At 35.3% G+C, this 22,171-nt stretch carries 16 protein-coding genes; 3 read left to right on the top strand and 13 right to left on the bottom strand.

Annotated features, from left to right (window positions below):
- Positions 1-73: 73 nt before the first annotated feature.
- Positions 74-1,900 carry an ABC transporter ATP-binding protein gene (locus H9636_RS10145; RefSeq protein ID WP_191707495.1) on the bottom strand — a complete coding sequence of 609 codons (1,827 nt, stop codon included), beginning with the start codon at positions 1,898-1,900 and terminating at the stop codon, positions 74-76.
- Positions 1,900-3,630 (bottom strand): ABC transporter ATP-binding protein, encoded by a 1,731-nt coding sequence (locus H9636_RS10140; protein ID WP_191707494.1) that lies wholly within the window; start codon positions 3,628-3,630, stop codon positions 1,900-1,902. The genes H9636_RS10145 and H9636_RS10140 overlap by 1 nt, the downstream gene beginning before the upstream one ends.
- Before the next feature lie 602 nt (positions 3,631-4,232).
- Here H9636_RS10140 and H9636_RS10135 point away from each other — a divergent pair.
- Positions 4,233-6,257, top strand: a complete 2,025-nt coding sequence (locus H9636_RS10135; protein ID WP_191707493.1) for a sensor domain-containing protein — start codon at positions 4,233-4,235, stop codon at positions 6,255-6,257.
- Positions 6,258-6,355: 98 nt separating this feature from the next.
- Here H9636_RS10135 and H9636_RS10130 read toward each other — a convergent pair whose 3' ends face one another.
- The 5 genes from H9636_RS10130 to H9636_RS10110 form a co-directional block, all read right to left on the bottom strand.
- The gene (locus H9636_RS10130; RefSeq protein WP_191707492.1) at positions 6,356-6,844 is read right to left on the bottom strand and encodes a threonine/serine exporter family protein; all 489 of its coding nucleotides are present in this window, start codon (positions 6,842-6,844) and stop codon (positions 6,356-6,358) included.
- A gap of 11 nt (positions 6,845-6,855) precedes the next feature.
- Complete coding sequence (locus H9636_RS10125) at positions 6,856-7,605, bottom strand: threonine/serine exporter family protein (protein ID WP_191707491.1); 750 nt, start codon at positions 7,603-7,605, stop codon at positions 6,856-6,858.
- Positions 7,606-7,879: 274 nt separating this feature from the next.
- The gene (locus H9636_RS10120; protein WP_191707490.1) at positions 7,880-10,045 is read right to left on the bottom strand and encodes a beta-propeller domain-containing protein; all 2,166 of its coding nucleotides are present in this window, start codon (positions 10,043-10,045) and stop codon (positions 7,880-7,882) included.
- A gap of 147 nt (positions 10,046-10,192) precedes the next feature.
- Entirely contained in the window at positions 10,193-11,362 is a 1,170-nt protein-coding gene (locus tag H9636_RS10115; protein WP_191707489.1) for a saccharopine dehydrogenase family protein, read from the bottom strand.
- A gap of 23 nt (positions 11,363-11,385) precedes the next feature.
- Positions 11,386-12,867, bottom strand: coding sequence for an aldehyde dehydrogenase family protein (locus H9636_RS10110; RefSeq protein WP_191707488.1), 1,482 nt, complete (start codon positions 12,865-12,867; stop codon positions 11,386-11,388).
- A gap of 180 nt (positions 12,868-13,047) precedes the next feature.
- Here H9636_RS10110 and H9636_RS10105 point away from each other — a divergent pair, with 180 nt between their 5' ends.
- Together H9636_RS10105 and H9636_RS10100 are read left to right on the top strand one after the other, a co-directional pair.
- Complete coding sequence (locus tag H9636_RS10105) at positions 13,048-13,842, top strand: TIGR00266 family protein (RefSeq protein WP_191707487.1); 795 nt, start codon at positions 13,048-13,050, stop codon at positions 13,840-13,842.
- A gap of 379 nt (positions 13,843-14,221) precedes the next feature.
- Positions 14,222-15,367 (top strand): GerAB/ArcD/ProY family transporter, encoded by a 1,146-nt coding sequence (locus H9636_RS10100; protein WP_191707486.1) that lies wholly within the window; start codon positions 14,222-14,224, stop codon positions 15,365-15,367.
- A gap of 27 nt (positions 15,368-15,394) precedes the next feature.
- Here H9636_RS10100 and H9636_RS10095 read toward each other — a convergent pair whose 3' ends face one another.
- The 6 genes from H9636_RS10095 to H9636_RS10070 form a co-directional block, all read right to left on the bottom strand.
- Positions 15,395-16,222 carry an undecaprenyl-diphosphate phosphatase gene (locus H9636_RS10095; protein ID WP_191707485.1) on the bottom strand — a complete coding sequence of 276 codons (828 nt, stop codon included), beginning with the start codon at positions 16,220-16,222 and terminating at the stop codon, positions 15,395-15,397.
- Between the two features lie 80 nt (positions 16,223-16,302).
- On the bottom strand, positions 16,303-17,382 hold the full coding sequence (locus H9636_RS10090; RefSeq protein WP_191707484.1) for a metallophosphoesterase: 1,080 nt from the start codon (positions 17,380-17,382) through the stop codon (positions 16,303-16,305).
- Positions 17,383-17,500: 118 nt separating this feature from the next.
- Entirely contained in the window at positions 17,501-19,717 is a 2,217-nt protein-coding gene (locus H9636_RS10085) for a sensor histidine kinase (RefSeq protein ID WP_191707483.1), read from the bottom strand.
- A gap of 14 nt (positions 19,718-19,731) precedes the next feature.
- Complete coding sequence (locus tag H9636_RS10080) at positions 19,732-19,875, bottom strand: hypothetical protein (RefSeq protein WP_191707482.1); 144 nt, start codon at positions 19,873-19,875, stop codon at positions 19,732-19,734.
- A complete protein-coding gene (locus H9636_RS10075; RefSeq protein WP_191707481.1) occupies positions 19,859-20,557 on the bottom strand; it encodes a response regulator transcription factor in 699 nt (232 codons plus the stop codon). Before H9636_RS10075 ends, H9636_RS10080 begins: the two co-directional genes overlap by 17 nt.
- A gap of 899 nt (positions 20,558-21,456) precedes the next feature.
- Positions 21,457-22,065 (bottom strand): rhomboid family intramembrane serine protease, encoded by a 609-nt coding sequence (locus H9636_RS10070; RefSeq protein ID WP_191707480.1) that lies wholly within the window; start codon positions 22,063-22,065, stop codon positions 21,457-21,459.
- Positions 22,066-22,171: the final 106 nt, after the last annotated feature.

The following is a 22,171-nucleotide window of genomic DNA, read 5'->3' as shown; positions in this document are numbered from 1 at the left end:
TTGCCTTCATTTTAGAGGAACTCACGTTATAAGTGCAAGGGCATTCGACGAATTACATGGAATTACCTCCGATTCATAATATACCAGCTTGTTTAAGCATATTAGCATATATACCATTCGTCTCCATTAATTCCTGTTGTGTACCCGCTTCAACCATTTGCCCTTCTTGCATAACAAATACGATATCAGCATTACGAACTGTATTAAGTCGATGCGCAATGACAAAGCTTGTTCTCCCCTCCATTAATACATCTAATGCCTGTTGAATTTTCACTTCTGTCACCGTATCAATACTACTTGTCGCTTCATCGAGTAATAAAATAACTGGATCTGCTACAAAAGCCCTCGCAATGGATAATAACTGTTTTTGACCTTGCGAAATTTCACTACCATCGGAAGTTAAAATGGTATTGTACCCATTCGGAAGCTTTACAATGAAATCATGGGCATTTGCTTTTTTGGCAGCCTCTTCAATTTCTTCATTCGTTGCATCGAGTCGACCGTATCGAATATTCTCATAAATACTTGCTTCAAAAAGAAAAGAATCTTGTAGCACGAATGCCATTTGGCTACGTAACGTCTCACGTTTTAACTTTTGTACATCGATACCATCAAATAAGATTGTTCCTTGCTCCACATCATAAAATCTAGCAATCAATTGCATAATTGTCGTTTTGCCAGCCCCTGTTGCACCGACTAAAGCAGCAGTTTGACCTGGCTTCACATGGAAACTAACATCTTTTAAAGTGTGGGCTTGTTCAGCTAACTCATATTTAAAGGAAACATGACGAAATTCAACATCCCCTAGAAGTTTATGTCGCTCATCCACTTCTCCCCCATCTTTTTCTACTGTTTCATCCATTATGGAGAAGACACGTTCCGCCCCTGCAATTGCAGATAATACTGTATTCATTTGGTTTGCCAAATCATTTAATGGGCGAGTAAATTGGCGGGCATATTCTGTGAATACAACAATTGTTCCAATTGTGACATGCCCTTTAAAAGCAAGTAATCCGCCAATTCCAGCTATGATTGCAAAACTTATATTATTTAAAAAGTTCATTACCTTTGGAATATAACCGGAGTATGTCAAAGCCCAAAAGCCCGTTCTTCTTAACCGACTATTCTTTTCGCAAAATTCTTTTTTTACCCGTTCTTCCTGGGAAAATGCTTTTACAACTTGTTGACCTGATATCGTTTCTTCTATCATTCCATTCAAAGCACCTAAAGCTGCCTGCTGTTCTTTAAATAACTTCCCAGTTCTTCGAGTGATCCATCGAGTAGCTATAAACATGGCTGGAATAATGATCATCGTTAATAGCGTTAACAATGGGCTTAAGCTTAGCATGACAATGAAGGTACCTGTTAACGTTAGAATGCTTGAAAATACTTGAATAAAAGAACTATTTAAAGTAGCACTTACCGTTTCCATATCGTTAGTTGCACGGCTCATCAATTCACCATGTTGCCTTTTATCGAAAAAGGCAATAGGTAAATGTAAAAGGTGGTGGAAAAGACCTGTACGCATTCGATAAATCGTCTGTTGTGCGATGCCAATCATCCAATAATTTTGGAAAAATAACGATAATGCTAAAACAAAATAGATAATAATTAATCCAACGATTAATAATGGCATCCCACTAAATTTCTCTTTCATAACGTATTCATCAATCATATGACCGATTAAATACGGCCCTAATAGAGACATGACAGAGCTTAAGACTACTAGCAGTAAAACAGCAATGAGTAGTGCCCTTTGCTCGTCAACAATTTTCCAAATGCGAAGCAATGTGTTCTTCCAATTGTTTGGACGAGGTCCCTTCTTTTTTTGAACAGAATTTTTTACATCTTCCTTTGTTAATACTGGTTCGTAGCCAAATGGTTTACGAATAAAGTTCACTACGCATCCACCTCCCGCTCTTGTTGGGATAGTACAATTAGTTTATAAACTTCACTCGTTTCATATAATTGTTCGTGAGTGCCATAGGCGATGACCTGTCCTTCATCGAGCAATAATATTTTATCCGCTTCTTTTGCTGTGCGAATTTTCTGCGTTACTACGAGCATCGTTGCCCGCTCCCTTTTTAACGCTTCCCAAAAAGCCGTTTCGGTCTTTACATCTAAAGCGCTAGTGCTATCATCTAAAAGTAATATTTCCGACTTCCGTATTAAAGCACGGGCAATCGAAAGCCGTTGTTTCTGCCCGCCCGAAAGGTTAACCCCTTTTTGACCGACACGTGTTTTATATTGCTCAGGGAAATTTTCCACGGTCTGATGAATTTGAGCTTGAGTTGTTGCCGCTCTTACTTCTTCCATCTTAGCCCCTTGTTTGCCCCAACTAACATTTTCATAAATGGAACCTGTAAATAGCATAGACTGCTGTGGAACATAACCAATGATGGATCTTAATTTCTCTAATGGCCATTTGGATATTTGTTGTCCATTAATATAAATTTCCCCTGAAGTGGGTTCATAAAATCTAAGAATTAAGTTTAGTAGAGTGGATTTCCCTGCTCCCGTCGCCCCCATAATAGCAATTGTTTCTCCAGGAGAAACTGTAAAGGAAACATCCTTTAATATTGATTTTTTTGTATTTGGATATTGAAACGATACATGTTCGAAACGAAGGGACTCAGAATGTTGTATATCGGGAGAAAGACTGTTTACATCTTTATATTCTTCAATCCCGCTTTCAATTAACAATATTTCTTCCATCCGTTCAGAAGAAGCCTTCGCCCGAGAAACCGCATTAATGATAAAAGCAAACATTGAAAAGGAACCGGTCATCCGCAACGCGTAGTTAACAACCGCCACTAATTCCCCTACTTGTGCACTTCCGTTACGCACATCAATCGAACCGAACCATAAAGCTGCAAGTAAGCTGACATTCATGACAAACAACAACACTGGTTGGATTAGCTCCATCATTCGAAGAGCTTTTATCGTATCTATTTTTAAATGGTTCGAGACATCTTGAAAACGTGATGATTCATAGTTACCACGCATATAGGCCTTTACTAAACGTATCCCTTGGAGGTTTTCTTGAAGGACTCGGTTTACCCGATCTAATCGACGTTGGACTTCCCCGAAAAAATGAACGCCCTTTTTAACGATGATATACAAGAAAATCATAAGAAGTGGAGTCCCGATTAATAAAAAAAGGGCCATTTTTGGATTAACAACAAAAGCCATTATTAAACTTCCCACTGCTGCTAACGGAGCACGAAGCATAATGCGTAAACTCATGAATAATACGGATTGTACTTGTTGGACATCGCTCGTTAGTCTCGTAATCAGTACCGAAGTTGGAAACCGTAAATAGGTTGCCATTGTAAAGGACTGAATTTTACTAAATAAAGCGTTTCGTAAATCAAAACCAAAACTTTGGGCTGTATGGGAGGCAAAATAGGAATTAATAATGCCACTTAAAAATGCAGCAATAGCGAACATAATTAATATAAAGCCCCAATAACCGATTGTTCCTAAATCCTGTGCGATTATACCGCGATCAATAATCTTAGCAATTATTAATGGTTGAATAAGCTCTACCGATAATTCAATGAGCATTAAACAAAACGCTATCATTGCGGGCCATTTATATGGCTTCACATAACTAAAAACCGTTTTCATGATACACCCCTAACAAACCCCTCTATTATAGATGGCATAAATATTAAAATATCCAAAAGTTTACAATTTTTTCACATTTTCGTTGTATATTGTATTTTTCTGACTTTACTACCTATTTTTGATACCTATTCGTATAAATAAGCATAATGCAAATCTTAAATTTTTGCCAACCGCCTAAAGTTGTAAAAGGATAAAAATTCCTAGTATTAGGAGTATTCATTAATAGAAATAAAATTTTTAATGACTGTTTTCCCAATTGGTTAATATTTCATTATTTGTAAACGTTTAAATACCTACACTACTAGTTATTTCGAAAACTTCAACCACTACCCTAGTACTATCTAATTTGTTATCCAATATTGAATCTTTAGGCACCGAAACTAGTATTTAAATTCACTCTACCATATTCCCGTTCATTATTTCTATCATGCATCCTTGTATTTATACTAGTTTAAAATTATCATTGTCTATCCTATCAAATAGTACTAAAGTCGCGTAAATTTCCAATATCAAAATCTTACTATTAGTTTAGGAATGACTATTTACTGTAAAATCTCTATAATAATAGTATAAATATAGGATACTCGAGGAGTCGGATGCTGATGCGCGAAGAAAAAACGAATATTATTGATGAAAATTTAGTAAATACATCTCCTTTTCCATCTTTTGCACTGAATCGACATGGTAGTGTTGTCCTTTGGAACGATTTAAGCGAAATATATTTTGGCTACTCTATAGATGACTTTGTAAATAAAAATTCATCATTAAAAGATAACTTACTATCTGCCCTATCTGAAGAAGCCTACAATAGATTACTAATAGGGAATGAGTCGATACGCTTTGAACAAGTTCAACTTTTAACGACTGAGGATTCATTCATCGACGCTACATTGATTGCCTCTCCGGTTTTCATTAAAGGTGAACCTTCCATTCTAGTTACTTGTCTTTTAGATTCATTATTTACTAAACTCAATGATTCTACCCAAGCTTTAAAAGATTTACAAAACGGCTTATACTCGTCATTCATGATGGTAACGATTGATGAAGAAGGACTGATTATTCATTGTAACCAATCTTTTCTTAATACGAGTCACTGGACACCAAAACGTGTATTAGGAAAAACTTTTTGGCAGCTTTTCCCCGAAGATGAGAAAAGCAAAAAAGTAGTTGAAACAATTTGGAGAACAATATCTTCTGGCCAAATATGGCAAGGCGAAGTAGAAAAAATAACGAAAGATGGTTTACCATATTGGGTTGATTTAACTGCTATCCCAACTTATTCAGAGATGGATAAACAGTACCAATATGTATTAATCGAAAAAGATATTACGAGTCAAAAGAATATACAACATAAGCTTGAGAAAATTGCTTACATTGATCCTGAAACAGGATTAATGAATACTCACCGTCTGGAAATTATCGTGAATGAAATGATAAATGAAAATCGTCATTTCTCGTTCGTTTATTTAAGTATTGATAAGTTTTACACGTTAAAAGAGTTACACAATCATCAAATGGAAACCAACTTAATTATCGAATTTACAAAACGAATGAAAATATATTTCCAAGACAGCCATATGGCACGAATTAATGAAAATGAATTTGTTGTCATTACGCCTCTTGGCGAGTGGTTTATACAAGGCTTTTTAACTTATTTAAAGCAAAACCCTATTTATGATGGAAATATAGCAGTGCCCATTTCAATAAGTGGTGGGATTACCCGTTCACCTCAAGATCAGTCAACTTTTTCCCATTTAATGAAAGCTTCCCTTGCTACCATTTCTACCGTTCGTGAAGCTGGTGGAGATAGCATTGTTTCATTATCAAATGCAACACATAAAGCAATTAACCGAAAATCAATTATTGAAAAAAGACTTTTATTCGCCCTTGATCAACAACATTTAAAAGTACTTTATCAACCGCAAGTGAATATCCATTCTGGGAAGATTGATGCAGTAGAGGCACTTGTTCGGTGGGAAGATGATGAAATCGGCGTTGTCTCACCTGATGAGTTAATTCCAATAGCAGAAGAAACGGGTTTAATTAATAACATTGGTTCCTTTGTCATTGAAGAAGCTTGTAAGCAAGCAGCTAAATGGCATAATGAAGGATTAGATTTAAAGATTAGTATTAACTTATCTGTACGCGAATTCCGGGACAAAAACATGGCCAAAACCATTTTAGAAACGTTAGAAACTACTCGCTGTCCAGCAAACTTAATTCAAATTGAAATTACAGAAAAGTTTGCCCTAGAAGCAGAAGCAGAAACATCGATTATTAAACAAATGTTAAAACTCGAAAATGAAGGAATCGTCTTTATTCTTGATGACTTTGGAACTGGCTATGCTTCATTCCGTTATATGCAGCTATTACCTATTAAAATATTAAAAATTGACCAAATGTTTATTAGTTCTCTATTGAAGTCCGAAAAAACCCAACGCCTCATTAATGGTATGGTGCAATTTGGTAAGTCCATGAACTTAACTGTACTTGCAGAAGGTGTTGAAACAAAACAGCAACAACAAATATTAAAAGAATACGGTTGCGATGCCATCCAAGGATACTTAATTAGTAAACCTGTTACCCATGACGCGATTAGAAAACTAATTAAATTACCTATGAAGTAAATTTTTGAGGAGCCTAAAATTATAGGTTCCTCTTCTTTTTAAAATATTAAAAAAACTGCAGGCCTCAAATTCATTCGAGCGCTTGCAGTTTTATTTGGCTATTTAATTTTTTGCCTTCGTTTTGCCCTTGCGTAGGATTGCATGGAAGTTCTACCTTTATGAAACATTCTCATAACCATTTGTACAATTACCTCTGCAAAAACAAGCCCCATCGCAATAGCACCGGAAATCATAAATACACGCATGCCATTTTGAATCCCCATATTATAGTCTAGCTCGACAATATTTCGCATCGTATTATAGGCAATTCCACCAGGTACCAACGGAATAATGCCCGAAACATTAAAAATAATCATCGGCATTTTAAAGCGACGGGCAAAAATTTGGGCTACAAGCGCAACAACGAATGCCCCTAAAAATGAGGCTTGTACTTCAGTCACATTAATTTCGTAAAGGATATAGTATACCATCCACCCAATCGAACCAACCAAACCGCAATATGGGATTGCTTTTGTAGGTGCGTTAAAAATGACACCAAAGCAAGCTGTAAATATAAAACTAAATAATGCTTGTATAATAAACTCCATATTCATTCTCCTTAAGAAGCCACAATAAGTGCAATACCTGCTCCAATTGCAAAGGCTGTTAAAAAGGCTTCTGCCCCTTTAGCAATGCCGGCTGTAAAATGCCCTGCCATTAAATCACGTACAGCATTCGTGATGATTAAACCTGGAACAAGGGGCATGACACCACCAACAATAATTTTGTCCATTTCTTTACCTAACCCAAACTGTACCGCTAAAGAGGCAATTAGTCCGACAACTAATGCAGCTAAAAATTCCGAGAAAAACTTTACCTTTGTCATCTCTTGTATAATAGTCACGACGAAAAATCCTACCCCTCCAGCCACGAAAGCAGCAGGCATATCTGACCAGTAACCATTTGATAAAACTAAAAAGCAACTACTGGCAACAGAAGCAGCTAATATTTGTAGATGCACTGGTAAAAAGTAATTCGTCTTTTGTATTTTTTTTAACTCATCATAAGCCTCTTCCAAAGTAATCGTTTGGCTAGCAAGCTTCCGCGAGACATTATTGACCTTCGCAATTTTGTGCAAGTCCGTAATTCTTGCAGCTATGGACGTAATTTTCGTAACTTGTTTTTTTCCTAAGGATAATATGATTCCTGTTGGAGTTACATAACTTTGAGCATCCTCAATATTTTGGGAGCGAGCCATTCGAAGCATTGTATCTTCTACTCGGTAAGTTTCCGCGCCGCTTTCCATCATAATTTGGCCAGCTAATAAAAAACAGTTTAGTGCCAATTCAAAATTTTGTTCATTGTTCATATTCTTGAGTCAATCTCCTTTTTCTCCATGCTCATATTATCGAACAGTAAGGATTATCTCAATACAAACATTATTTATTTTTATTTTAATTGTGGTAATTTTGTCCATTTTATAAACAATAGGGGCATGACATTCTTACAAAGGGAATGACACCTCCCTGTAACAGTACCCCTTCTTTAATTAAATGGTCAATCTTAGGTGTACATGGAAAAAAGTACAATTCAGTTTATGCTCTGAATTGTACCATTTCCCTAAACTAGAAATTTTTTTGTTGTTATTTTAGTTTCACACTACTCAGGGCATCGAAATTTTGTAAATGATAACTTTTCACTTCATCCCTTGAAACTGTATATAAAGCGTCTCCAATGTATAGCATACGCGTAATTAAGGCATCCCAGTTTTCATACTCTTCCCCTTGTTTCGCCGGAGTGATTAAATTTCCTTTTAGTTCGATACCATTATCGGCCGTAATTTCATATATAACAGCCCCTGTACCTTTATATTCGACTTCGTATTCCCCTTTCCCTTCATAAACCGTCACAGGGAAGCCAAAGTAGTTATATTCTTCATTTCTAAATAACGCCTTATGGTTATATTCCATTTCCGAATGGGTACCACGTCCACCAATTACAACGGAGTCTTGTTCCTTTGGATTGGAGTAGTCTGTAATATCAAATAAGGATATTTTAATCCCCTTTGTTGTTATAATAGGCTGTTTAGAAACACTATCTACCTTTGATTCTGTATCGTATCCTATCCCGATTAAATGATGATCATCTAACGGATGAAGATAATTACTGTATCCAGGGATTTTCAATTCTCCTAACACTTTTGGTTGTTTCGGATTTTGTAAATCAATAACAAAAAGTGGATCTACTTGTTTAAAGGTCACAATATAGGCTTTATCCCCCATAAATCGGGCAGAGTATATTCGTTCCCCTTTTGCTAAGTCTGTTACTTCCCCTACTTTTTCAAGTTTGTCATTGTAAATAAACAGATGATTTTTAGTAGATTCATTCGCACCGCCCCAAGCATCTCCTTCTGTAATTGCTACCCGGAAGTAACCGTTAAATTCATCCATTGAAAATTGATTTAAAAGACTTCCCTTAATGGAAGTTGATGCTAAAAACTCCACTTTCATTCCATCAATCTTAAATTTAAAAATATCCGTATCGGATGGTCCAGCAGGTAAAATAGCTATATCCGTTGAAACTTCTGATTTCGTTTCTTTTTCTAAAGTTCTAGGTAAATAATTAACCGCTGTTAAATAAAGGGCATTTTCCGACATGTATAACGATGAACTACCGCCTAAAAAACCTTTTGTTTCGATTTTTTTCTCCTCAAAATTGTCCAAATCTATAGATGAAATAATCGTATAATTTGGTTCATTGGATCCTGGCAAAATCGTCAATTGTTCCATTTCCACCGGTTTTACTTCTTTATCTTGGGCACTGTCATAAACGTATGGTCGCAATTCAACTTCTTTACCCTCTGATAATAACCAATATTCTGGCGCCTTATTAGACACAATATACAGGATATTATTATATTTCCGAACCCCGTTTATTGATCCATCCTGTGCAAATTCTCTTATTAACTTAGGTTTAGATGGATTTTTCATACTATAAAAAGCTACTTTAGTCATACTATTCCCACTAACATTTCCATCTTTTTTTGTCTCTACATAATCATCCATAACGACGATTAACATATTTTGATGAATCATTAGTTGAGATGGATAACTGTTTCCATCTAATGGGATTTTACTAGCTATTTTTAAAGATTTTGGATTTGTCCCATCTGTTATAATTATTTGATTATCAACAGTAGAATAAATATACTTTCCATCCGTTACGACGATATCGCCTTCTTCAATGTTCTCTATTTGATTGTTTGTCGTAGAGAAGGAATCAGTACTCCCGTCACTCGTTGCCCCTGACATTTCACTCGAAGATTTCATGTCAGAACTTTCCTCTACTGTTGTTTCAAACATCGAATGGTTTTTCACATCTGTATTAATGGCGTTTTGGAAAAAGTCTTCTAACTCTTGAATGGATGTAATTTTTTCAAGTTTCTCTATAACGTTAAATTCCACTTCTTGTTTCTTTGTATTGAAAGGTTTTTCTTTAAATGCCTCTTCTTCAATATGAAGGACGTATTGACCCGGCTGTAAATTTTCAATTGAAATGGACTGTTTATTTTGTTCCAAAGTAATATCGCCCTTTACCTTCTCCCCAGCTGCATTTGTAATATAAATGAATTCTTCTTGAATACTATTGGCATGCATTTTATGGGAAAAATGGACATGGTATGGTTGATTTATAAAAACAGTTGAAGAAGCGCTGACCTCAACTTTTTTCCCTAGTATCCATACACTTACGATGGCAATAAAAGCGATGGCCATCAAAAGGATTCCACTAATATATAATCGTTTTTTCATCTGTTTCCTCCCCTTATGAGTTTATTTAACCCATTAGACTTTTATTTGTTCGTTTCGTTACAACTTTTTAAATAATTTTTTCCAAATAAAAAAGTGTGGAGAAAGTTTGATTTCTCCACACTTTAAATTATATAATTTGACGTTTAACTACCATTTTACAATTGTTGAGCGATGGGAAGTTTCTTTAATTATGACGCCACGTTTAGCCATCTTTTCAATATATTCGTCACCCGGAACAATCGATTCAGGCGGGTAAACACCACGTTCAGTAATCACACCGCTGCCCACCATTACGGCAACTGCTGCAATCGTACATGCTGTTGCACGGGCCATCGCAGTCATCGTCGTTTTTTCGTCCCTCTTAATCGTTAATTCATATTCATAAGTTAATTGTTCACCGGATTTTTCACCTGATACAATAACTCGTAATAAAACAGCATCTTCTTTATCTCCAAGGGCAAGCTTCTTCTTTAAAGCTTCGCGAACAACATCCCGGACAGCAACTTCTTTACCGTCGATTTCTACTTTATTGCCTTTATCTAAAAACCCTAAATCAGCAAGTAATTGAAACTTTTCTGCATGCCCTTTATAACGAATTGTTTTATATTCAAGGTTTTTGACATGAGGGAAAGTATTCGTTAACGTGGACGTACCACCAGAAGTATAAAAGGCTTCCAGAACGCCAAATTGATCAAAATAAATTGGCTCAATTCCTGAAAGAGATTTTACCTCTGTTAATTTCCCTTCCTTAATTACTTTTGCTGGTTCTGTATAATGGTCAATAACCCCTTCTAAAGAAAACACTTGTGTATAATTTAGTGGCGGTTCAGGATTAGTCGGAATACCACCTACATATAGCTTTATCGATTCAATCGTATCTAATTTAGAAGCACCATATCCCGCTAATATATTGATCATCCCAGGAGCTACACCTAAATCAGGGATTAATGTGACATTTTTCGCCTTCGCCTCTTCATGTAATGTCAAAATATGCTCCGTTACTTCCCCGATGTGTCCCCCTAAATCGACAGAGTGGACACCAACTTCAATGGCCGTTTTTGCAACTCTTTCATTAAATTCATAGAATAATGCGTTAACAGAAACGTCTCCTTTTGCCATGACGGTGCGTAACTCATCTTCATTTTTCGCATTTAAAGATACTACTTCGATTTTCGACGTTGAAAGAGAGTCAACGAATTGTTGAGCTGCATCCGTATCGATATCGGCTAAATATATTTTTTCTACATTTTCGATAGAGTTTAAATCCCTCGCTACTTCTTTCCCCATTAAGCCAGCGCCTAAAACTACAACTTTCATTAAACCCATCCCCTTTTTCTGCTTTAGTTTTCAGTATCAATTTGCGCTCGTTGAAGTTTCCCACTATAGTCAACGTAAATACTTTTCCATTCTGTATACACATCTAAAGCTGCTTGACCGGAATCCCGGTGACCATTTCCAGTTCCTTTTGTCCCCCCAAAAGGAAGATGAATTTCTGCACCAGTTGTTCCTGCATTTACGTAAACAATTCCTGTATCTAAATCTCTTTGTGCTTTAAATATTTTATTAATATCTTGTGAGAATATAGAACTCGACAAGCCAAATTTCACACTGTTGTTTACTTCAATCGCTTCTTCTAGACTAGAAACTTCAATTATACTTACGACTGGTCCGAAAATTTCTTCTTGGGCGATCACCATATCATTTTGCACATCTGTAAAAATAGTTGGTTCAAAATAATACCCTTTATCAAATGGTGGTGCTGTTAACGCTCTACCTCCAACTAGGAGATTCGCCCCTTCCTTTTTACCAATTTCCACGTAACGATTAATTTTTTCGAGAGCACCTTGATTAATAACAGGACCCACTTTTACTGTTGGATCAAGGCCATCCCCAATTGTTAACTGACCAATGGATTTAACAAGCATAGACTCCAATTCAGTTTTGACGTCTTTGTGGACAATCACGCGACTACATGCCGTACAGCGTTGACCAGCTGTACCAAATGCACTCCAAATAATCGCTTCCACCGCTAACTGTAAATTGGCATCATCCATCACAATAACGGCGTTTTTACCACCCATTTCAAGAGATACCTTTTTTAAATGTTTCCCTCCCAGTTCGGCAACTTTACTCCCCGTTTCCGTAGAACCTGTAAAGGAAATCACTTTGACATCTGGATGTTCAATCATTGCTGTCCCAACTGTCGAGCCAGCACCAAACACAACATTGGCAACACCTTCTGGTAAACCTACTTCTTCAAATATTTTCGCCATTTCATAGGCCATTAGAGGCGTTTCAGTTGCAGGCTTCCATACTACTGTATTCCCTGAAACGATTGCCGGAAACGCCTTCCAAGTTGCAATCGCAATCGGGAAATTCCAAGGCGTAATAAGCCCCACTACACCAATCGGCGCCCTAACACTCATCGCAAATTTATCTGCTAGCTCAGACGGAGTCGTCTCCCCAAATAGACGTCTTCCTTCCCCTGCCATATAAAAGGCCATATCAATTCCTTCTTGTACTTCTCCACGGGCTTCTTCAATTACTTTACCCATTTCCTTCGTCAAAATTTGGGCTAAATATTCCTTCTTCTCTTTTAATTTAAAACCAATTTCATATAAAAAATCTGCTCGTTTAGGGGCAGGAACTAATGCCCAAGCTTTTTGTGCTTTTTTAGCTGCAGCGACGGCCTCATCAACTTGAGCTTTTGTTGAAAGGGGCACATTTGCAAGCTGTTCACCATTAGCTGGGTTTACAACGGGTACTGTCGATAAACCATCATCTATCATCCATTTACCATCGATAAAGTTTCTAATTTCCATAACACCCTCCTATTTTCGCTCGAATTTCCGCTTATATTGTCTTTTATTCGACTTTTTCCATCCTAATTCCTCTATTCTTGTGATTTAGATTTTATGAATTTTTGAATGAAACCTTTCCGAGAGGTAAAACGTAACCTTAAATGGTATATATGTATTATTAAACTTAGGAGGATATGAATAATGAACAACCATGAAATTGACTACAAATTGCACGGGGATGATATGCAGTTTGTTGAAGTTGAGCTAGATCCTAACGAAACAGCCATTGCCGAAGCAGGCAGTTTAATGATGATGGACGAAGCAATTAAAATGGAAACGGTTTTCGGTGATGGCTCTAAAAATAGCGGCGGTATTATGGGGAAATTAATGGGAGCTGGAAAACGTTTAATAACAGGTGAAAGTTTATTTATGACGACATTTACTAATGTTGGAGAAGGGAAAAAGCATGTTTACTTCGCTGCTCCATATCCAGGAAAAATCATTCCAATGGATTTAAGTCAATATAACGGTAAAATTATTTGTCAAAAAGATTCCTTTTTAGCTGCTGCAAAAGGCGTTTCTGTTGGAGTTGAATTCCAACGTAAAATTGGCGTTGGTTTCTTTGGTGGAGAAGGGTTCATTATGCAAAAACTTGAAGGTGATGGATTAGCATTCATCCATGCAGGTGGAGCCATTGAAAAGATTGAGTTACAAGCTGGGCAAAAATTACTCGTCGATACCGGATGTTTAGTGGCGATGACTTCCTCTGTTGATTATGATATTCAACCTGTAAGTGGTGTTAAAACCGCTTTATTCGGCGGTGAAGGCATCTTCCTTGCTTCTTTACGCGGTCCTGGTACAGTCTGGATTCAATCATTGCCATTTAGCCGTTTAGCAAGCCGTGTATTTGCTGCTGCTCCTGTTACAAAAGGCGGAGGCGGTAATAATGCTGGTGAAGGCGGAATCGGTGGAATTTTTAATCTGTTTAACGATTAAGTATCCCCCTTTATCTATTCTAAAAATGAAGCAATCATAAACGTAAAAATAAAATGCTTGTGTCCTTTACTTAAATGGCACAAGCATTTTTTATATGAATAACTGTCCAAATTATTATTTTTAATTACATTATAAGAAAATCCATTCTCCTTTTCCCATTCCCATTTCTTCGTTTCTTTTCGCAACTTTCAAAATCACACATTGTAAGAATAAATTTAGAAATTACGGTAATTATGAATTTATAATTCCATTTTAAATTGCGTATTAAACAAGATCATTACAAAGTTAGAAAAGAAGTTTTAAAACCAATATTATTATTTGAAAATACTAAATCTAGAGAGAGCCTTGCATTCCTTACAGGGAAGAGAAAGGGGTATTAGTGAAAAAACAATTACAAGTCGACCCAAGTCAACAATTTAACGCTTATCTTCTCTTATTTACAACGACTGCAGTTCAAATCGGCGTCGGAATCTATGGATTTCAAAGTGTAATCTATAAAGAAGCGAAACAAGATGCATGGATCTCCATTATCGTCAGTTTTCTTGCTGCCCATCTTGTAGTCTATGTAATGTTTAAAACATTAGAAATGTATGAATCCAACGACATTTTCGGAATCCATATTGATGTATATGGTAAGTATTTCGGAAATTTTATGAATCTAATATTAGTTATTTATTGTGGATTAGCCTTTTTTGTCATTATTAGAACTTACACCGAGGTCATTAATGTATGGGTATTCCCGGATTTAAGTCAATCCTTTATCACCATTACGATATTACTTCTTGTTATCTATACTTTTTCCGGAGGACTACGGGTAATTATTGGAGTTTGTTTCTTCAGTTATATTTTACCTCTATGGATTCTAGTTGTCCTATTGTATCCACTAGAATACGCTAATATTAGTCATCTTTTCCCGGTTTTCGATAATGATTTGATCAGTATATTAAAGGGTGCTTATTCCATGTCGTTTACAATCGTAGGTTTTAAAGTGTTCAATGCACTTTATCCCTTCGTAAAGGAGAAAGATAAGGAAAAAAAATATGTACATTTAGGATTACTTTCCACATTAGCTATTTATTTATTCGTTATGTTAGTGACTTTAACTTATTTTAGTGGAGAACAGCTTGAGAAGTACCTTTGGGCAACATTATCGATGTTTAGTATTATCCGTCTTCCCTTCTTCGAAAGAATTGAACTTTTAACGATTTGTTACTGGATGATTATCATTTTACCAAACCTTTGTTTATATATTTGGTCAGCCTATCGTGCTTTCATGCGAATATTCAAAATAAGCGAAAGGAAATTTGTTTACTCTTTCTCAATACTTATTTATATTGGAACTTTATTCATTGAATCACGATCACAAATTAAAACAATGAATGACTTGTTTGGTAAAATATCATTCGTTACAATCTTTATCTATCCGTTTATCATATATTTTTTTGCGAGTATAAAACGGCTGTTCTCTAAACAAAAGAAGAAAAAAGTGAAAAATCGCGAAGGTGAAAGTGAAAGTACCGAATAAAAAAACGCCTCTTTGAGGCGTTTTATTTTATAAATATAATACGACAATTAAAATAGCCGCTAAAACTAATCGATAAATGGCAAACGGTACTAATTTAATACGTGAAATTAACTTTAAGAAGAATTTAATAGAAATTAATGCGAATATAAAGGCACTAATAAATCCAAGGGCATAAAATCCAAAGTCAGAAGGATTAATTTCGCTCCAGTTTTTCACAAGGGATAAACCACTAGCTCCCGCCATAATCGGTACCGCCATAATGAACGTGAAGTCCGAAGCCGTCTTATGGTCAAGTCCTAACATAACTCCACCTGAAATCGTAGCTCCTGAACGAGAGAATCCTGGCCATAAAGATAAACATTGGATTAACCCAATTTTAAATGCTTTACCATAAGATAGATCGTCTAACGATGTAATTTTAGGACGTTTTGGACCAAATTTATCAGCAATAATCATCCAAATCGCCCCAACAATTAGCCCAATAATAACCGTTGATGTGAAAAATAAGTTCTCGTCAATATAATCTTCGAACAATACACCAAACACACCAGCAGGAATAATCCCTACGATGACATGTTCTAAATTAAATTTACGAGAAGCCGTTTGTCCTTCAATTTTATATAATCCTACTAAACTTAACATACGCTTCCACATTACAACTACTACTGCCAATATCGAACCAAGTTGAATGACAATTTTAAATGTGTTAGCAGAACCTGGTTCTAAAAACTCTTTTGTCTTTAACCATAAATCATCTACGATAATCATATGTCCCGTTGAAGATACAGGAGCAAATTCTGTCATCCCTTCAACAAAACCAAGGATGACCGCTTTAATAAGTTCAAATAATTCCATAAAAATAATAGTCTCCTCATTTTTTTCTTTTACTTAATTTTCGGCAGAATATCCATCAATGCTATTAAAAATAGCTCGGTTTATTTGCCTGAAAATGTGATGTCTACTACCCATAGCTCCGAACGGCTACCGATTCTTGTAGGTGGACCCCAAAAGCCAAATCCAGAAGATACTAAAGCATGCATATCCCCTTTTTTCATATGACCATAATCAAGTTCAAATAGTTTATCGGTTATAAAATTGTTCGGCCATAGTTGTCCAAGATGGGTATGTCCTGATAGATGAAGGTCTACCCCAGCCTTTTGAGGAATATGTAAATCGTGAGGGGTATGATTCATCACAATCCATGGTAACTGTTCTCTTTCAGGTTTAAGCTCGGCAATCGCCAATCGGTTTTTATTTGTTACATCTTCCTGACCTGTTAAATACAAACGATTTCCAACTAAAATAGTTTCATCCATTAAAATTTGAACATTGGCATTTTTCATTTCTTCTACAAATTGAGGGATTTTCCCACCGTAATATTCGTGATTTCCAAGCACTCCATATACACCATATGTTGCTTTAAGTTGTAACATCACCTTATCCATTCCCTCTTCTAAAAACCAAATCGGATCATCATCTACTAAATCACCGACTAATAAAACGACATCCGGGTTTGCTTCATTTGAAAGGTCCACGAATTTTTGAAGGTGGTTTTTGTTCGAAAGGATGCCTAAATGAAAGTCAGAAGCTACAACTAATCTAATTGGTTCGCCGCTTTTGTTAACAGAGATTTCTAAATTGCGCACTACAGGAGAGTATGCGTTATAGCTACCCCAAGCAAACAAAATGACTAAAAGTCCAATGACAACAGAACCAACAATGGCAATATTTTTTAACGGTGTAAACGTTACTAGGAGATTCGCGATGATACATAATATGAGTCCATACTCAAAAAAGAACATCCAATAGTTGCCGATTACCGATAATGGTCTTAAACTTTCATGGAATCTTCCAATGAGAAAACTAAACGCAATAAGCAAGAAAATTAGCCAAAAAACAACTGGCCAACGAAAAAGATGAATTGCTTCGAGCCACTTTTTAAAATTTAACCCTAAATAGGTTGTAAGTGCACTATAAATGATGAAGACAATCGATATACCAACGATTTTCCCCATTCTTATTCCTCCATTATTTGTAATACCCAAAGTATACCATGTTGAAGGGAAATGGTCATATTCAAGTAGTAAAAAGGACGCCCGAAAATAAAATTTTGGGACGTCCTCTATTTTTAAATTAGCTAATACCTAAAATGGTTACTGTTACTTTAAATAAATCTCCATCCACCTCAACTGCTAGGCGGCCATTGTGTAAATCAACAATCGATTGAGCAATTGCTAATCCTAATCCAGATCCATCTGTATGTCGGGAAGCATCTGCTCGTTTAAAACGTTCTGTTAATTCTTGTACGTTTTCATTTAATTCATACTTTGAAACATTTTTAACTGAAAATTCAATATTGGAGCCCAGTTGTTTTAAGGTAACATATACTCTTGTTCCTTCTAACGAGTATTTCAATGTGTTGACAATTAAATTATCAATCACACGCCACATTTTTTGACCATCTACATAGGCATAAAGCGGACTATCTGGCATCATAATACGCAATTCCAAATTTGAAAGGGAAAATGCTTCTTCATGTTCTCCAATGGCTTGTTGAACCAATTGGGTTAAATCTAATTTTTGTTTTGTTATTTCAATATTGCCACTAGCCATTTTTGACACTTCGAATAGATCTTCTATTAACGTTTTAAGGCGAGCGGATTTTTTATCCAAAACATCGATATATTGTTTTCGCTGTTCATCTGTTAGATCCGGGTTCTTTAATAAATCCGTATAGGTGATAATCGACGTTAACGGTGTTCGTAAATCATGGCTAACATTGGTAATAAGCTCTGTTTTTAACCGTTCGCTTTTCGCCTGTTCTGACATTGATTTTTTTACACCTTCACGCAATGCATTTAAATTTGCTGCATGTTTGGCTAATGGTGACTTCCCTTTTACCTTAATATCATTTGTTAGACGGCCTCTTGCCATATCCTCTGTCTGCTGCATAATTCGATTAAGGTACCCAATTCTGCGAAGTAAGAGGATAGAAGCTGGTAGTCCAATAAAGAATACTAAAAGAATATAAATTATCAATAGCTCCCCGCTATACATTGCTCCTACGAAACCAATTCCCGCAAGAAAGACAATGATTAAGACGGCAACGGATTGTACACCGATAGAACGATTTAAAAATAAATCTTTTAGCCCATCTGCAAGTCGATATAACATCGCATTTTGTAATTGATTTTCTATTTTAGGCTCATTCTTAATCGAATCCCAAGTCCATATTGTTCCAAACAATATTGCAGCTATACTTATGAACGTTACGAAAAGAAAAACGAGTTGTTCAAAACTAAATGTAATTAAATTTATTGGGTTAAAGTAAAGTATATGATTGATTACTGAATTGCCAATATACTCGATTAATCCAAAGGACATAAAACTAACAACTAGGATTAAAATGATCCGAACATCAATTGGAAGGCGTAAAAAAGCCTCTTTTATGTGGGATGATTCTCTGAACATACTCATTTTTGGTCTAGCAAAAGTAAACAGTCCGACAATCGCTAAAATACCTGTAAGCCATATGATGATATAAGTTGTTTTCGCTATCGTAAAATATTGATACTCGGTACCAAAAATTGAATTACTAAGCATAGATTTCGGTACGCTAATGGACCCTTCAAATCTTCCTGATGCTCCATCGATTTGAAATTCTGGTATAGTATTTTGTACTTCTGAATAAGGGTTATCATCGTAGGAATTTAAATGAACTGAGTTATTGACTATTAAAGGATCTTTTTCCCCATAGTTTTCAGTAAATAGATTTGATTTTTGCGATGTTTTTGAATCAAAGGTTTCCCCAGTATCCACATTTACAAAATGATAAGAAAAATAGCTAAATTCGTTTAAAAATGCTTTTTTACCTTCTTCTTGCTCTGTTGCATATTCATCGATTAGCTGTTCTTTTTGTTTTCGGATTTTTTCTTTAACATAATCATCGCTTTCAAAGTTCTTTTTTATATCGTCAATTTTTTTATCCCGCTCTTCTACTAGTAGCTCTTTTAATGTCGCATCATTACTTTCCTCTGCCTCCATGATGCGGCCTCTATATTGAGATTGAATACTTTCAACTTGTTCCGTTAAAGTGCCATAAAGATACCGATACTCTTCGATTTCTCCTTGAGTGACTTTTATCGTTTCCTTTGCCTTATCAGCATCAAAGGGCATTAAAACGTAGTTACCTAATTGGTCAATAAAATTTTCCTTTGTAGATTGGAAGGTATCCGATTGAAAATAAGATTTTACTAAATAATTGGGGGCTTGCTTTACAAATTGCACTACAGAAAATACTGCCCATGTAATAAGAAAAAGAGTGAGGAGTAATTTCCTTTTATTTTTCATCAATGAATCCTCCTCTAAAATAATCTTTCAAAAAACTGAATCGTCTCATCGATATGTTCATTAATGAACTGGAAAGTCTTCATTCCGATAATAAACATGCCAATAATACTTGCGATGAAACTAATTGTCGTCACGCTCTTTTCAATTTTGTTTTTCAATTTTATATCCAATTCCCCACACAACCTTTAAAAACCTTGGATTTTTTGGATCTGCTTCAATTTTCTCTCGAATTTTTCGAATGTGTACTGCCACGACATTTTCAGCATTATAAGCTTCTTCATTCCAAACAAGTTCATAAATTTCTCGAATCGAAAATACTCGTCCAGCATTTTTCAATAAAAGTTCCGTTATTTTATATTCGATTGGTGTCAGTTTAACAAGCTCTCCATCTAATCGGACTTCTTTTGCATCTACATCAAGGGCTAATCCGTTTGATTCGTATTTTGTAGATTGGGCATTGTACGTTCCTAGTTGAACATACCGTCTTAATTGAGATTTTACTCGGGCGAGGAGCTCCATTGGATGGAATGGTTTTGTAATGTAATCATCTGCCCCTACTGATAACCCATGAATCTTATCGGTATCTTCAGCTTTTGCACTTAGCATAATAATCGGTATGTTTCGCTCGGCTCGAATTTTAAATGTAGCAGATATCCCATCCATATTCGGCATCATAATATCAAGGATAATTAAATGTACTTCTTGTTCTTCTAATAGATTTAATGCTTCGACTCCATCCGCCGCTTTTAAAACATTGTAGCCTTCATTTCTTAAATAAATTTCAATTCCATCTCGAATGTCTTTATCATCATCTGTAACGAGCACGGTTAATTTCTCCACTGCTCTCACCTCATCTTTTTCTTATAGTTTTATATTAGCCATCGTTTCTTAAAAAGCAGTAAGTATAATTCTGAAGAAATTCTTAAGAAACTCTTGTATTTTGGTGTATTTTATCATCAAGGATAGCGGTAAAAACGCCTATTGTCAGTATCTTACCATATTTTAACTTTATTTTAGGATAGATAATAGACTTTATCTATGGTGGGTAAATTGGGGTACCGAACTTTTTAAACTGGGGTACAATGGGGTACATAAAAGTAGTTATCAGAAGATGTTCAATTATCTTATGTATAACGTGATATTGCAGGTATTCAAATTTCCATACAAATCATTCCTTCATTTGAATTTGTATCATCTAAACATAAGCATTTTTTATATTAATACCATGATAAAAACAGTGGGCATTACTTTTAATAGACAACCATCTTTAGTTGTCTAAAGAATAGCTTTTTATTATACATTTATAAAGAGACTTTATCACATTATCTACCCTTTTTTAAGGAAATGTTATTGTACCTATTATTAGTTCAATCCATTCCATACTCGGTGATATCTTTATCAATTCAAATTTCTGCTTGAACTTTATATAATACTTCTTTTAGAGATTGGGCATTTTTAGCGATGTACATGATAATTCTACTAACTGGCCTCGTTGTATTACTTTTAATAACTGTATTTCCGTTAGTACCACTCTTCTAACGGAACAATTCGTTTTCATTTCACACTGAATAAAGAGCGTTCGTTCCAATCCTTTCAATAAGAAAATCCAGGTTTTTAAATCCTGGATTCATAATTAATAATACATTTACTAAAGTGGTTAGAAAAATTATACCCCAGTTATAATTTTAAAGGTGTTAATAATTTTTTATGGTTCCCTAGCCGTTACGGTTTTCCATTAATTAAGTAACGAATAAAACTTGATGTTCCTTTTTAAACACTAAAGCAGCGAAAATAATTCCTCCAATAAATCCCCCTAGATGACCCGAGAAACTTACTGATGGAATTAATAAGGTTATAGTAAAACCAAAAGCAACAAACATAAAAATAAAATTTCTATCACTTTTATAAAATTTATTTCTAAACTTTAGAAATAAATAAATGTAGATACCTAATAACCCATAACCGAATCCGGAAGATCCTGCTACATAATCAATATTCGAGAAAAAATGTATGATAATTACCGCTAAGATACTGGTAAATAGATAACATAATATGAATTTCAATTTACCTAAAACTCGTTCAAGTGGCCGTGATAATAGTATAATGAAAACTATATTAAGTAGAAAGTGGGAATAACTCATATGACCTACAGAATATGTAAGAAGCCGCCAAAATTGTCCGTTATTTATTAAATTTCTATCGTATGATCCTAAAAGAACAACATTTGTTTTTGTATAGCCCCCCTTCATTGTAATAAGAATGGTTAAAAGACAACAAACTCCAACAATTAATACTGTTAAGGGATACTTCTTAATAAATGTACTGAAATCCTCTTTAATAATAAACAAATTCTCTCAGCCCCTTTTTAATCCCATATTTTCACACGTTATTTACGATATATTAATGCGTTTCAATAGATAAATTGTTGAACTAAACTCCCGTAGGTTAAGAAGC

Source organism: Ureibacillus galli (genome assembly GCF_014836845.1).
GTDB classification, from domain to species: domain Bacteria; phylum Bacillota; class Bacilli; order Bacillales_A; family Planococcaceae; genus Ureibacillus; species Ureibacillus galli.
The sequence above is the reverse complement of the archived record's forward strand: the minus strand, read 5'-3'. Positions and strand labels throughout refer to the sequence as shown.

What these genes read in the sequence shown, in the direction of transcription:
- H9636_RS10110 (WP_191707488.1), bottom strand. Translation starts at nt 12,867, where the DNA reads ATGGAAATTAGAAACTTTATCGATGGTAAATGGATGATAGATGATGGT.
- H9636_RS10140 (WP_191707494.1), bottom strand. Translation starts at nt 3,630, where the DNA reads ATGAAAACGGTTTTTAGTTATGTGAAGCCATATAAATGGCCCGCAATG.
- H9636_RS10090 (WP_191707484.1), bottom strand. Translation starts at nt 17,382, where the DNA reads ATGGGGAAAATCGTTGGTATATCGATTGTCTTCATCATTTATAGTGCA.
- H9636_RS10095 (WP_191707485.1), bottom strand. Translation starts at nt 16,222, where the DNA reads ATGGAATTATTTGAACTTATTAAAGCGGTCATCCTTGGTTTTGTTGAA.
- H9636_RS10115 (WP_191707489.1), bottom strand. Translation starts at nt 11,362, where the DNA reads ATGAAAGTTGTAGTTTTAGGCGCTGGCTTAATGGGGAAAGAAGTAGCG.
- H9636_RS10130 (WP_191707492.1), bottom strand. Translation starts at nt 6,844, where the DNA reads ATGGAGTTTATTATACAAGCATTATTTAGTTTTATATTTACAGCTTGC.
- H9636_RS10125 (WP_191707491.1), bottom strand. Translation starts at nt 7,605, where the DNA reads ATGAACAATGAACAAAATTTTGAATTGGCACTAAACTGTTTTTTATTA.
- H9636_RS10135 (WP_191707493.1), top strand. Translation starts at nt 4,233, where the DNA reads ATGCGCGAAGAAAAAACGAATATTATTGATGAAAATTTAGTAAATACA.
- H9636_RS10085 (WP_191707483.1), bottom strand. Translation starts at nt 19,717, where the DNA reads ATGAAAAATAAAAGGAAATTACTCCTCACTCTTTTTCTTATTACATGG.
- H9636_RS10105 (WP_191707487.1), top strand. Translation starts at nt 13,048, where the DNA reads ATGAACAACCATGAAATTGACTACAAATTGCACGGGGATGATATGCAG.
- H9636_RS10120 (WP_191707490.1), bottom strand. Translation starts at nt 10,045, where the DNA reads ATGAAAAAACGATTATATATTAGTGGAATCCTTTTGATGGCCATCGCT.